At 72.1% G+C, this 13461-nt stretch carries 7 protein-coding genes, 1 tRNA gene and 1 pseudogene; 4 read left to right on the top strand and 5 right to left on the bottom strand.

Annotation, left to right across the window (positions count from 1 at the left end):
• Positions 1 to 67: 67 nt before the first annotated feature.
• Positions 68 to 415, top strand: a complete 348-nt coding sequence (locus ACR5MH_RS00680) for a hypothetical protein (RefSeq protein WP_431349181.1) — start codon at positions 68 to 70, stop codon at positions 413 to 415.
• 78 nt (positions 416 to 493) lie between these two features.
• Here ACR5MH_RS00680 and ACR5MH_RS00675 read toward each other — a convergent pair whose 3' ends face one another.
• The 3 genes from ACR5MH_RS00675 to ACR5MH_RS00665 all read right to left on the bottom strand — a co-directional run bounded on the left by ACR5MH_RS00675 (position 494) and on the right by ACR5MH_RS00665 (position 3048).
• Positions 494 to 1471, bottom strand: a complete 978-nt coding sequence (locus ACR5MH_RS00675) for a ribose-phosphate diphosphokinase (RefSeq protein WP_431349180.1) — start codon at positions 1469 to 1471, stop codon at positions 494 to 496.
• Positions 1472 to 2914 carry a bifunctional UDP-N-acetylglucosamine diphosphorylase/glucosamine-1-phosphate N-acetyltransferase GlmU gene (gene glmU, locus ACR5MH_RS00670; RefSeq protein ID WP_431349179.1) on the bottom strand — a complete coding sequence of 481 codons (1443 nt, stop codon included), beginning with the start codon at positions 2912 to 2914 and terminating at the stop codon, positions 1472 to 1474. It abuts the gene before it with no gap.
• A gap of 62 nt (positions 2915 to 2976) precedes the next feature.
• A tRNA-Gln gene (locus ACR5MH_RS00665) sits at positions 2977 to 3048 on the bottom strand.
• Between the two features lie 80 nt (positions 3049 to 3128).
• Here ACR5MH_RS00665 and ACR5MH_RS00660 point away from each other — a divergent pair.
• Together ACR5MH_RS00660 and ACR5MH_RS00655 are read left to right on the top strand one after the other, a co-directional pair.
• Positions 3129 to 3659: a MarR family winged helix-turn-helix transcriptional regulator gene (locus ACR5MH_RS00660; RefSeq protein ID WP_433862162.1), complete on the top strand. Its 531-nt coding sequence runs from the start codon at positions 3129 to 3131 to the stop codon at positions 3657 to 3659.
• Between the two features lie 72 nt (positions 3660 to 3731).
• Entirely contained in the window at positions 3732 to 6389 is a 2658-nt protein-coding gene (locus ACR5MH_RS00655) for a CDP-glycerol glycerophosphotransferase family protein (RefSeq protein ID WP_431349177.1), read from the top strand.
• 4 nt (positions 6390 to 6393) lie between these two features.
• Here ACR5MH_RS00655 and ACR5MH_RS00650 read toward each other — a convergent pair whose 3' ends face one another.
• Together ACR5MH_RS00650 and ACR5MH_RS00645 are read right to left on the bottom strand one after the other, a co-directional pair.
• On the bottom strand, positions 6394 to 8019 hold the full coding sequence (locus tag ACR5MH_RS00650) for an acyl-CoA dehydrogenase family protein (RefSeq protein ID WP_431349176.1): 1626 nt from the start codon (positions 8017 to 8019) through the stop codon (positions 6394 to 6396).
• Between the two features lie 353 nt (positions 8020 to 8372).
• The gene (locus tag ACR5MH_RS00645) at positions 8373 to 10163 is read right to left on the bottom strand and encodes an ABC-F family ATP-binding cassette domain-containing protein (RefSeq protein ID WP_433862161.1); all 1791 of its coding nucleotides are present in this window, start codon (positions 10161 to 10163) and stop codon (positions 8373 to 8375) included.
• On the opposite strand from ACR5MH_RS00645, the pseudogene ACR5MH_RS00640 reads away from it, so the two are divergent.
• Positions 10155 to 13130, top strand: a pseudogene (locus ACR5MH_RS00640) (AAA family ATPase); the annotation flags it as partial. The gene ACR5MH_RS00645 and the pseudogene ACR5MH_RS00640 overlap by 9 nt on opposite strands.
• Positions 13131 to 13461: the final 331 nt, after the last annotated feature.

Below are 13461 nucleotides of genomic sequence, written 5' to 3'. Positions count from 1 at the left end.
CTCCGAATCATCACGATTCGGAGCACTTTCTGTACTCCGTGGCCGCCAGAGATGCAGACTCGTAGGCGTGACGTTCGAGGAACACCCGGAGCTGGCGGAGTACGACCCGTCGGACCGTCCGCTGCGCGGACGGAGGCGGACCATCGCGACGCGCGTGTTCGTGGTCGTGGCGCTCACTGCGCTGCTGCTGCCCGGGATCATGCTGACGATCAGCATCCAGACCGACACCGCGGACTACACGTGCGACGTCTACGCGCGGCACTACCAACCGGACGCGGTGGGTTCCTCCGCCCGCTTCGAGTTGTTCGCACCGGCGGGCCCGGGGTGGCAGTGCTACGCCCTGAACACCGAGGGCGACCCGACCTTCGTCGCCCCGCTCGGCCTCATCCCCTCCGCCCCGCACAGCCTCCCGTGACCCCGTGAACGCCGAAGGGCACGCGAGCGCCCCTGAAACCGTGTTTCAGGGGCGTTGACGTGTCCTTCGACGATGGGGTCAGGCTGCGCCGTCGAACATGGAGGTCACCGAGCCGTCGGTGAAGACCTCGCGGATCGCATTCGCGAGCAGCGGCGCGATCGACAGCACGGTGAGGCCCTCCCAGCGCTTGTGGGTCGGCAGCGGAAGCGTGTCGGTGACGACGACCGAGTCGATCGCCTCCGACTGCAGCAGCTCGACGGCGGGGTCGCTGAACACGGCGTGCGTCGCGGCCACGACGACGCCGATCGCGCCGGCGGCCTTCAGCGCCTCCGCGGCCTTCACGATGGTGCGGCCGGTGTCGATCAGGTCGTCCACCAGGAGACAGACGCGGCCGTTCACCTCGCCGACGATCTCGTGCACCGAGACCTGGTTGGGGACCAGCGGGTCGCGGCGCTTGTGGATGATCGCGAGCGGCACGCCGAGCTTGTCGCTCCAGATGTCGGCGACGCGCACACGGCCCATGTCGGGCGAGACGACGGTCAGCGTCGACGGGTCGAGCTCGCGCTGCATGTGATCCAGCAGCACCGGCATGGCGAAGAGGTGATCGACGGGGCCGTCGAAGAAGCCCTGGATCTGGGCGGCATGGAGGTCGACCGACATGATCCGGTCGGCGCCCGCGGCCTTGAACAGGTCGGCGACCAGTCGGGCCGAGATCGGCTCGCGGCCGCGGCCCTTCTTGTCCTGGCGTGCGTACGGGTAGAACGGGGCGACCACGGTGATGCGCTTGGCGGAGGCGCGCTTCAGCGCGTCCACCATGATGAGCTGCTCCATGAGCCACTCGTTGATCGGGGAGGTGTGCGACTGGATCACGAACGCGTCCGAACCGCGCACGCTCTCGTCGAACCGCGCGTAGATCTCGCCGTTCGCGAAGGTGCGGGAGTCCGTCGGCACCAGCTCGCTGCCGAGGTGCTCGGCGATCTGCTCGGCGAGTTCGGGATGCGCACGCCCCGAGATCAGAACGAGTCGTTTCTGGCCGGTGGCAGTGATCCCTGACACTTACTCTCCGCTCTCTTGCGCCGCCCCGCTCTGTTCGGCGGCGCGCGCGGCTTCGGTGCCCGGCCGCTTGTCGGCGACCCAGCCTTCGATGTTGCGCTGCGGCGCGACGGTGATGGCGAGCGCCCCAGCTGGAACGTCCTTCCGGACGACCGTTCCCGCCCCGGTGTACGCTCCGTCACCCATCCTAACGGGAGCGACGAGCACGGTGTTCGTGCTGATCCTCACATGCGAGCCGATGATCGTGCGGTGCTTGTTCACGCCGTCGTAGTTGGCGGTGATGACGCCCGCGCCGAGGTTGCCCTTCTCCCCCACCTCGGCGTCGCCGACATAGTTGAAGTGGGCGAGCTTGGTGCCCGCGCCGATGACCGCGTTCTTGGTCTCGGAGAAGGTGCCGATCTTGCCGTTCGCGCCGAGGACGGTGCCCGGACGGAGGTAGGAGAACGGGCCGACCGTCGCCCCGTCGCCGATCACGGCGAGGGTGGCGTCGGTGCGCTTGACGGTCGCGCCCGCACCGACCTCGGTGTCGACGAGCGTGGTGTCCGGGCCGACCTCGGCGCCGGTGCGGACGACGGTCGCGCCGCGGAGCTGCGTGCCGGGGAGGATCGTGACGTCCGGCTCGAGGACGACCTTCACGTCGATCCAGGTGGTCGCCGGGTCCTGCACGGTGACACCGGCGAGCTGCCAGGTGCGCACGACCAGCGCGTTCAGGCGGGCGGCCGCCTCGCTGAGCTGGGCGCGGTCGTTGATGCCCTCCACGAGCCACGACTCGGACACCGGGAGGGCGTCGACGTCGAAGCCGGCCTCCCGCAGCAGCCCGATGACGTCGGTGATGTACTTCTCGCCCTGGGCGTTGTCGGTGGTGATGTCGGCGAGCATGTCGCGCAGCGCCGCGGCGCCGAAGACGTAGATGCCGGCGTTGATCTCGCCGATGGCGCGCTCGGCCTCGGTGGCGTCCTTGTGCTCCACGATGCGGTCGAGGTGGCCCTCCGGGGTGCGCACGACGCGACCGTAGCCGGTGGCGTCCGCCGGGAACGACGAGAGGATGGTCGCCGCGGCCCCGCCCGCGCGGTGCGCCGCGACCAGCTCGCGGAGCGTGGCGGCGTCGAGCAGTGGGACATCGCCGTTGACCACCAGAACGTCGCCCGCGAAGCCCTCGGGGAGCGCCGCGACGGCCTGCTCGACCGCGCGGCCGGTGCCGGGGATCTCGTCCTGGTCGACGATGACCGCCTCCGGCAGGTCCGCCGCGATCACCTCGGCCAGCCGGTCGCGCTCGTGGCGCACGACCGCGACCACACGTGCGGCGTCGAGTTCGCGCGCGGTCGCCAGCACGTGGCCGACGATCGGGATACCGCCGAGCGGGTGCAGCAGCTTGGGGGTGGCGGACTTCATCCGCGTTCCCTGGCCGGCGGCGAGAACGACGATGGCGAGATTCTGATCGGTCATGATGCTCCCGGCAGGTTGGCGACAGAGGTCGGGTCGGAGACAGAGTCGGGTCGGAGACGTCGCTCCGCCTCCAGGACTCGAACCTAGACCTAACAGCTCCAAAGGCTGTCGTGCTGCCATTACACCAAGGCGGACCGCGCAACGCGCACACACAGTCTGCCAGACCGGCCGATGCTGCCGCCGAGTGGAGGGCGCAGCCCAATAGCATGGAGGGATGGCGGAGGCACAGGACCCGGGGGCGCGCACCGGCGCGCGCGACGAGGTCGACCGCATCGTCGGCGCCTGGCTGCGCGAGCGCCCCGACCTGGACTTCTCGCCGCTGCAGGTGCTCTCCCGCGTCGACCGGCTCTCTCGCCACCTCGACCGCGCCCGCCGGGGCGCGTTCGAGCGGTCCGACCTCGACTCGTGGGAGTTCGACGTGCTCTCGGCGCTGCGCCGCGCGGGGTCGCCGTTCCAGCTCAGCCCCAAGTCGCTGCTGCAGCAGACCCTGGTGTCGTCGGGCACGATGACCAACCGGATCGACCGCCTGGTCGCCCGCGGCCTGGTCGAGCGCCGCACCGACCCCAACGACGGCCGCGGGATCCTCGTGCAGATGACGACGCAGGGCCTGGCCCGCGTCGACGCGGCGATCACCCGCCTGGTGGACGCGGAGGCCGACCTCCTGGAGGCGCTCTCCCCGGTCGAGCAGGAGCGACTGGCCGGGCTGCTGCGCAAGCTCAGCCTCGGCTTCGACGCCGGGGCGTGACCGGCCGCGCATCCGCGCACCCTTCCGGCCCTCTCAGGTGACCGTTATCCCGCTCTCATAAACTCGTCGGCGATGAGACTTTCCCTGAAGCGCCTCCCCTCACGAGTCAAGCGCGCCGCCCGCTTCGAGATCCACGCCCATTGGCGACGGCAGCCGCTCGTCCTCGGCTCCGTCTTCTACGAGTCGTTCTCGGGCAACGGGATGCTCGACAACCCCGAGGCGCTGTTCCGCGAGCTCCTGGCCGCGCCCGACCTGAAGCACCTCACCCACATCTGGGCGCTGTCCGACCTGCACCAGTACCGTGCGGCGGTCGAGGAGTTCGCGGGAGACCCGCGCGTCAGCTTCGTGCGTTACGGCTCCGCGGCCTACTACCGCGCGCTCGCGACGAGCCAGTACCTGGTCAACAACGCGACCTTCCCCTACGACTTCTCCAAGCGGCCGGGGCAGGTCTACCTCAACACCTGGCACGGCACCCCGCTCAAGCGGATGGGCTACGCCATCGAGAACGGCGCCCTCGCGACCGCGAACATCGTCCGCAACTTCGTCCAGGCCGACTACCTTCTCGCCGCCAACGAGTTCATGACCGACCAGATGTACCGCGCCGGGTACAAGCTCGACGGCATCTACCGCGGCACCATCGTCGAGGAGGGCTACCCGCGCCTCGACCGGCAGTTCCTGGACGACGCGCAGCGCGACGACGTGCGCCGCCGGCTGATCGCGTCCGGCATCCCGCTCGGCGACCGCAAGATCATCCTCTACGCGCCGACCTGGAAGGGGCAGGTCTTCGGCCGCCCCGAGGACGACCTCGACGCGATGCTCGCCCACATCGCCCAGGTGGAGGAGCGCATCGACACCAGCCGGTACGCGGTGCTCGTGAAGACGCACCAGAGCGTGCACGCGCTGGCCGCCGACCGGCCCGAGCTGGCGCGGATGCTCGTGCCCAACGAGATGCCGACCAACCTCGTGCTCGGGGCCACCGACATCCTGGTGTCCGACTACTCCAGCATCTTCTTCGACTTCCTGCGCACCGGGCGGCCGATCCTGTTCTTCACGCCCGACCTCGCCGACTACGCCGGCACGCGCGGCCTCTACTTCGAGCCGGAGGAGTGGCCGGGCCCGGTGCTCATGTCGGCGCGGGAGCTCGGCGACGCCCTCGCGGCGGTGGCCGAGGACGGCGACCGCGTCCCGGCCGACTCGCGCGAGAAGTACCTCGCGATGCAGCGCCGGTTCACCCCGTACGACGACGGCTCCGCCGCCGGGCGCGTCGTCGACATCGTGTTCCGAGGCGTGCGCGAGGGCTACCGGCTGCGCAGCTCGCTGGACGACGACGGCCGCGAGAAGATCCTGCTGTATCTGGGCGGGATGCGCCCCAACGGGATCACCACCTCCGCGCTCAACCTGCTCAACAACCTCGACCACGAGCGCTACGACGTGTCGGCCTTCTTCGCCCAGAGTAACTCGCAGGCGGCGATCGGCAAGCAGCAGCAGATCCATCCGGCGGTCCGCCAGTTCCCGCGCGTCGGCGGAATGAACGGCGCGAAGCTGCGGCACCTGGCACGGCACCTCGACTTCCGGCGCGGCCGCACCGCGCAGCACGCCGAGACCGCCGCGCAGAACCAGCTCTGGGACGACGAGTGGTACCGCTGCTTCGGCGACAGCCGCTTCGACTACGTGGTCGACTTCTCGGGCTACGGGCCGTTCTGGGCCATCCTGCTGCTGCACTCGCCGGATGCGCAGCGCGCGATCTGGCTGCACAACGACCTGGCCTCCGACGCGCACCGCGAGGTGAACGGCGAGAAGCGGATGCTGCACTCCCTCACCCAGCTCTTCACCCTCTACGCGCAGTACGACCACCTGGTCTCGGTCTCCCCCACGCTGTCGGAGGTGAACCGGGCGTCGCTGGCGGAGTTCGCCCCGCCGGAGAAGTTCCTGTCCGCCCTCAACACCGTGGACGCCGAGCACATCCTGATCAACGCCAAGGACGACCTCCGCAGGGCGGCGTTCGACGAGGAGGCCGGCAGCGTCCCGGACTGGGCGGAGGCGCTGCTCGCGCCGGCCGACGGCGTCACCACGTTCGTCAACGTGGGGCGGCTGTCGCCGGAGAAGAACCAGGAGCGGCTCATCCGCGCCTTCGCGCAGGTGCACGCCGAGGACCCGAAGACCCGCCTGGTCATCGTCGGCGCCGGCCCGCTGCAGGAGCACCTGGAGACCGTCATCGCCGCGCTCGGCCTGCACGGCTCGGTGTACCTCACCGGGATGCAGCGCAACCCGCACGCGATCATGGCGAAGACGGACTGCTTCGTGCTGTCGAGCGACTACGAGGGCCAGCCGATGGTCATCCTGGAGGCGCTCGTCCTCGACCTCCCGATCGTGACGGTGGAGTTCGCGTCGGCGAAGAACGCCCTCCCCGCGGGGACCGGCCTGGTCGTCCCGCAGTCGGTCGACGGCGTCGCGGACGGGATGCGCGCGTTCCTGCGCGGCGAGGTCCCGACCCGCGCGTTCGACTGGGCGGCGTACAACCGGAAGGCCGTGGGCGAGTTCTACCGGGCGATCGGCGCGCAGCCGATCGTGCCGGCGGCCGCGGAGGTGGAGGAGGCCGCGCCGTCGGCGGTGCCGCTGGACGCGCCGGCTCCCGCGGCCGAGACGGCTCCCGAGACCGCTGCGACTCCCGACGCGACGGCGACCGAGGCTGATTCGGAGGCTGTCGCCTCCGAGGCCGCGGCCGAGTAGCCGCTCAGGCCCGCGCGACGATCCCCGCGGTGTCCACCCCCGACGGCAGTTCCCCGTAGAGCGACCCGCGATCCGGTCCGAGCCGCGCCGCGACGAATGCGTCGGCGACGGCGGCCGGCGCGTGCCGGATGAGCAGCGACGCCTGCAACGCCACCGCGAGCGCGGCGACCACCGTGCGCGCCGCCGACGGGTCCGCCTCCGCCACCGCGCGGCGCAGCCGGTCGTGGTGCGCGTCGTACGCGGCGTCGACCCCGCGAGCCGCCGCGAGCTCGGCGTCGAACGCCGCCACGCTCGCCGGCTCGCGGCCGAGGGCGCGCAAAACATCCAGCGCGATCACGTTGCCTGAGCCCTCCCAGATCGCCATCACCGGCTGCTCCCGATACCGCCGGGCCAGCGGGAACGCCTCCGTGTAGCCGTTGCCGCCCAGGCACTCCATCGCCTCGTAGGCGTGGCCGGGCCCGCGCTTGCAGACCCAGTACTTGCTCACCGCGGTGGCCAGTCGGCGGAACGCGACCTCGGCCTCCGGGGCGTCGTCGTCGTGCGCGCGGGCCAGGCGCAGCGCGACCGCCGTCGCCGCTTCCGACTCCAGTGCCAGGTCGGCGAGCACCGCCGTCATCGCGGGCTGCTCGACCAGGCGGCGGCCGAACGCCGCGCGGTGCCGGACGTGCCACGCCGCCTCCGCGACGGCCTGGCGCATCCCCGCCGCGCTGCCGAGCACACAGTCGAGCCGGGTGCGGTTCACCATCTCCAGGATGGTGCGGACGCCGCGGCCCTCTTCGCCCAGCAGATAGCCCACCGTGTCCGAGAACTCCACCTCGCTGGAGGCGTTGGACCGGTTGCCGAGCTTGTCCTTCAGCCTCTGGAGGAGGAAGACGTTGCGCGTGCCGTCCTCCAGCACCCGCGGCACGACGAAGCAGCTCAGACCGCCCGCGGTCTGGGCGAGCACCAGGAACGCGTCGGACATCGGCGCCGAGCAGAACCACTTGTGGCCGGTCAGCAGCCAGCGCCCGTCGCCGTCGGCGAGCGCACGCGTGGTGTTGGCGCGCACGTCCGAGCCGCCCTGCTTCTCGGTCATCGCCATCCCGAACAGCGCGGACGGCTTCCCCGCGCCGAGCCGGCCGTCGTACTCGCGCGACAGCAGCCGCGGCACCCACTCGGCCGCGAGGTCCGGGGAGGCGGCGAGCGCCGGGACGGCGGCGTGCGACATCGAGACCGGGCAGGCGTGTCCCGGCTCCACCTGCGCGAACAGCATGAAGGTCGCCGCGCGCGCGACGTTCGCCCCGGCGCGCGGCTCGGCCCAGGCGGAGGTGTGCGCGCCCGCGGCGACCGCCTGCCGGATCACCCGGTGGTAGCTCTCGTCGTAGTCGACCTCGTCGATGCGGTTGCCCCACCGGTCGAAGGTCCGCAACTGCGGTTCGCGCACGTTCGCCCGCTCGGCGTCGGCCTGGAATCCGGCCGACCCGACCAGCCGCCCCACGGCGCCGAGATCGGACAGCGCCCAGTCGGCGTCGTAGCGTTCGACGGCCTCCCGCAGCGGGAGGTTCGCGGCGAACTCGTCCAGGTCGACGCGCGGCGGGGCCTGGTTGAGCGCAGGATCGGCGTGCTGAGTCACAACGGTGTGCGTCGGCATGCGGCGAGTCTAATCTGGGGGCAGGCGGGGCGCGCCGCCCGCGATTACGCTGAACCGGGTGCGCATCCCCACCACCCTCGCGACCGACCACCTCGTCCTGCGCCCGTGGCGCGACGCCGGTTTCGCCTTCTTCGTTGGCAACGGAGGAGTCCGGAGCCGACACGCCGCCGGAAGGCAGCTAGCGGAGGACTCACGCGCGCTCCGGACCCGGATCTCCTCCGTTGCCGACGTGGCTCGAGCCGAGGCGCTGTGGGTAACGGAGGAGATGCGGGTCGGGCAGGCCGCGATGTCCTCCGTTGGCTGCGGTGGTGCGGCGTGTCGGGGTGGATCTCCTCCGTTGCCGACGCGGGGCGTCAGGCCTCGAGCTGCTCGCTGAGCTCGAGCCAGCGGGTCTCCTGGTCGGCGATCTCGCCCTCCAGGGTGCGCAGTTCCTCGGTGAGGCGGCCGAGGCCGACGTAGTCGCTCTGGTCGTGCCGGGCGATGGACTCGTGGTGCTCGGCGACCTGGGCAGACAGCTTCGTGAGGCGGCGGTCGATGGAGGCGAGCTCCTTCTCGGCCGCGCGCAGGGCTGCGCCGGCGAGAGCCGGGGCCGCAGCGGCCGAAGCGGCCGAAGGAACAGACGGAGACGGCGCGGCCGCGCTCCGCTCCCGGCGCAGCCGCAGGTACTCGTCCACGCCGCCCGGCAGGTGCCGGAACGCCCCGTCGAGCACCGCGTACTGCTGGTCGGTCACCCGCTCGACCAGGTACCGGTCGTGCGAGACCACCAGCAGCGTGCCCGGCCAGCCGTCGAGGAGGTCCTCCATCGCGGCGAGCATGTCGGTGTCGAGGTCGTTGGTCGGCTCGTCCAGGATGAGCACGTTCGGCTCGTCCAGCAGGATCAGCAGCAGTTGGAGGCGGCGCTTCTGCCCGCCGGAGAGGTCCTTGACCGGGGTGGAGAGCTGGGCGTTCGTGAAACCGAGGCGCTCCAGCATCTGGCCGGGCGAGACCTCCTTGCCGCCGGCCAGATACGTGGTGCGCTTGTCGGCGACGACGGCGCTCACTCGGAGGTCGAGCACGTCCTCCAGCTCGTCGAGCTGCTGGGTGAGGGTCGCGATCTTGACGGTCTTGCCGCGCTTGACCCGACCTGCGGTCGGCTGCACGGTGCCGGCGACGAGGCCGAGCAGGGTCGACTTGCCCGCGCCGTTGACGCCGAGGATGCCGGTGCGCTCGCCCGGGGCGATCCGCCATTCGATGTCGCGCAGCACGGTTTTCGGCGGGAACTCGACGGTGACGTCGATGAGGTCGACGACGTCCTTGCCGAGACGGGAGGTGGCGAGCTTGGTCAGCTCGACGGTGTCGCGCGGCGCCGGCTCGTCGGCGATGAGGGTCGCGGCGGCGTCCATCCGGAACTTCGGCTTGGAGGTGCGCGCGGGCGCGCCGCGGCGCAGCCAGGCCAGCTCCTTGCGCATCAGGTTCTGGCGTTTGGTCTCGGCGACCGCCGACATCCGGTCGCGCTCGACGCGTTGCAGGATGTAGGCCGCATAGCCGCCCTCGAACGGCTCCACGATCCCGTCGTGGACCTCCCAGGTCGCGGTCGACACCTCGTCCAGGAACCAGCGGTCGTGCGTCACGACCACGAGCGCGCCCGAACCGGACGGCCACCGCCGCTTCAGGTGGGCGGCGAGCCACGCGACGCCCTCGATGTCGAGGTGGTTGGTCGGCTCGTCCAGGAAGAGGATGTCGTGGTCGTGCACCAGGAGGGCGGCGAGCGCCACGCGCCGGCGCTGGCCGCCCGAGAGCTCGCCGATCGTCGCGTCCCACGGAACGTCGGAGACCAGGCCGGCCAGGACGTCCCGCACCTTCGGGTCGCCCGCCCAGGTGTGCTCGTCGCGGTCGCCGACGATGGCTCGGCCGACCGTGAGGGCGTCGGGCAGCTCGTCGCGCTGGTCGAGCATCCCGACCGTCACGTCACGGCGCCGGGTGACCCTCCCGGAGTCGGGCTCGAAACGCCCCGCGAGCAGGGAGAGGAGGGTGGACTTGCCGTCGCCGTTGCGGCCGACGACTCCGATGCGGTCGCCCTCGGAGACGCCGAGCGTCACCGAGTCGAAGACGACCCGCGTCGGGTATTCGAGGTGCAGCGACTCGGCGCCGAGGAGATGAGCCATACGGTCCTCCAGCCTACCGTCGCGAGCATGCGACATCCTGCGTGCGGACGCCGATCCCGGACGCAGCCCCCGGTGCCTCTCCCCCACCTTGGGGGAAACCGACCGGATACCCCGATGTGCGATGATCGACGGACCGGACCGCGCGTTCCCGACCCGCGCGGACGATGGGGGCTGACCGTGACCGACGAGCTGGCGATCGTACGCCCACTCTTCGGACGCGACCGGGCCCGCGAGACCATCCTCCTCGTCGCCCATCGTGCGGTCGACCGCGGCGGCGCCGTGCTCGTCACCGGCGAGGCGGGGCTGGGCAAGACCTCCCTGCTGGCCGACATCGCCGAGCGGCTGGACGGCTGGACCGTGCTGCGGGTGAGCGCCGACTCGTTCGAGTCGGACCTCGCATACGCGACCGTCGAAACCCTGGTGCGGGGGCTCACCGCGCTGCGCGGCGAGCGCGGCGGCAGCTCAGCCATCCGACCGCCCGCGCCCGAGGACGACGCCCTCACGGTCGGGAGGCTGCTCCTCGACGCGATCGACGGCCTCGCCGGGCCGGTGTGCCTCATCGTGGACGACGCGCAGTGGGTGGACGAACCCTCCGCGCGGGCGCTCCGGTTCGTGGTGCGGCGGCTGTCCGAGCGCGGCTTCCTGTTCACTGCGGCCTCCCGCCCGCAGCCGAACAGCGTGACCGCCCTGTTCGACGACCTCGCGGCGACCTCCGTCAACCACGCCCGCATCGACCTGACCCCGCTCGCCGTCTCCGACACCCAGGAGCTCGCCGAGCACCTCCTCGGACACGCGATCTCGCGCCGCACGGCGACCCGCCTCACCGAGGCGACGCAGGGCTCCCCGCTGCTGCTGAGCGTGCTGCTCGGGCAGCTCCGCGACACGTTCGAGCAGGCGCTGCATCCGGCCGGCTGGGACCTCCCTGGCACCGCGATCATGCCGCTCGCCACCGCCATCTCGGCCGCGCTGGAGGGCGCCGACCCATCCGTGCGCACCGCCGCCGAGTTCGTCGCGGTGCTGCGCGACCCGCTGCCCGCGCCCGTCGTCGGCAGCATCGCCGCCCGGCTCGGCGCCGCGCTCGACCTCCCCGGCGCGGTCACGCGCGGACTCGTCCTCGGCCGCGCCCGCGACGGCGTGCTGTGGGTGGAGCCGGCTCACGCGTTGCTCGCCGACGCGCTCGCCGCCGGGCTGAGCGTGGAGCGCCGGGTCGCCATCCACCGGGTCGCCGCCGAGGTGCTGGATGGCCACCGCGCCCTCCGCCACCGGGTGGAGGCCGCCGACACCGCCGACCCGCTGCTGGTCGACGAGCTGCTGACCGCCGCGCTGGCGGCCGCCGACCAGGGCCATGCCGAGCAGGCGATGAGTTATGCCCGCTCGGCGACGCACCTGGCCACCGAGGGTGAGCTGGAGCGCGCGCTGATCGAGCTGGGACTGCTCGCGATGCGGTTCCGGCTGCACGAGCAGATCCTGGAGCTGCGCCCCGCGATCGAAGCGCTGACGCCGTCGCCCGCGCGCGACGCGGTGCTGCTGGAGCTGCGCACCCTCTCCCGCGACGTGCCCGGCGCCCTGGAGCTGGCGCTGAAGCTGGAGGCCGCGCCGGCGACCACTCCGGACGAGCGTGCGATCCGCACGCACGTCGCCGAGGCGATCCCGAAGGTCCTGATGGCGATGGGCGACTTCGCCGGCGTCCTCGACCATCTCGAGACCGCCCGCGCACACATCGCGCAGTGCCCGCCCCCGGAGGAGGTCGCCGACCCGGCGCTGCGCTGGCTGGCGGAGCCCGACGAGCACCTGGTCCGGCTGCTCGGCTGGGCGCTCAACTCGGCCGCGCACTCACGCCGTCCCGACCTGTTCGCGCCGCTCACCTCCGAACTGGACGAGCTGCTGGCGCGCCACGAGTCGCCCGCCGCCGTCGACGCGCTCGTCGCGCGCTCCCGGGTGTTCATCCTCGGCGGCGACGTCGACCGCGCCCGCGCGGACCTGGCACGCGCGAATGAGCTCGTCCGCCGGTTCCCGTCGAGCTGGACCGCCGGCTTCGTCCGCACCATCTACGCGCACATCCTCTTCCTCGTCGGCGAGTGGGAGGAGTCGGTCACGCTGGCCGACACGGCCGTGGCGCTCGCCCTGGACGAGACCGACCTGTCCGGCTGGCCGATCGCCCTCTGGACCTCCGCCCTGGTGCGCGCCGGACGCGGCGAGGCCGACTCGGTGGGCGAACGCCTGCGCTCGGCCGCGCGCGCCGACCCGCGGTTCACCGGATCCTACGACGGGGACCTGCCGTTCCTGGCCCGGGCCGAGCTCGCCCGCGCGCTCGGCCGGCCCGAGGAGCAGCTTCGGGCTACTCTCGACGCCGAGGCCGCGGCGACGCGCGCCTCCACTCTCGGCTGGCTCACCTACCGCGTCGACGCGCTGGCGACGCTCGGCCGAGCGGACGAGGCGCGCGCCGCCTACGAGCGCTGCCTCGCGCCCGGGCTCTGGCGGCCGTACTACGGCTCACGCCGCTGGCTGGAGGGCCGCGTGCTGGAGGCCGAGGGCCGGACCGTGGAGGCGGTGGCCGCGTACCGGGAGGCGGCGCAGGAGGCCCGCTTCGCCTTCCCCGAGGCGGTCGCGGCGCTGGACGCCGGCCGGCTGTTGGCGGCGGACGGCGCCGACGACCGCGCCGACGCCGAGACCCTCCTCGAAGCCGCCGCCACGACCTTCCGCCGCCTCGGCGCCAGCAGCTACCTCGCCAGGGCCGCGCAACACCTCGACGCGGTCCGCTCGGTCGAGAGCGGCGCGGCCGACGGCGAGCGCGAGGTGGCTGCCGGCGCCGACCCGCTCGCGTCGCTCACGACGCGTGAGCGCCAGGTGGCTCACGCCCTGGCTGCGGGCATGACGAACAAGGAGATCGCGGAGCGGCTGTACGTCTCCGTCACGACCGTCAACTTCCACGTGCGCAACATCCTCGCGAAGCTCGGGATGCGCTCCCGCCGCGAGCTGCGCGCGCTCGCCCTCCCCGTCGACGGCCCGTCAGGAGCGATCGACCCGTCAAGAGTTGACGGTTTTGCGGTCCCCCACTATGAGGACACAGGCCCGCTCGGTAACGTAGTTCTCACCCGGGATGCCCGACCCGCACCCGCACGGAAACGACTCAGTCAAACGGATCGTCTCAACCCGACGTGCGATGCGGATCGGGCGTCCTCGGGCTCAGGCGCCCGTCCGAACGCGCGTCTGCGCGCCTCACCAGCGCCGAGTACACCTGGAGCGCCGGGATGTGGCCCGACATGGCCCGGCTCCCGGGGGTACTCGGCGGTCAGGC

Origin of the sequence: Streptomyces sp. L7, from assembly GCF_050990935.1 — a bacterium.
GTDB lineage: Bacteria > Actinomycetota > Actinomycetes > Actinomycetales > Microbacteriaceae > Leifsonia.
This window is presented reverse-complemented; position numbering and strand designations above follow the sequence as displayed.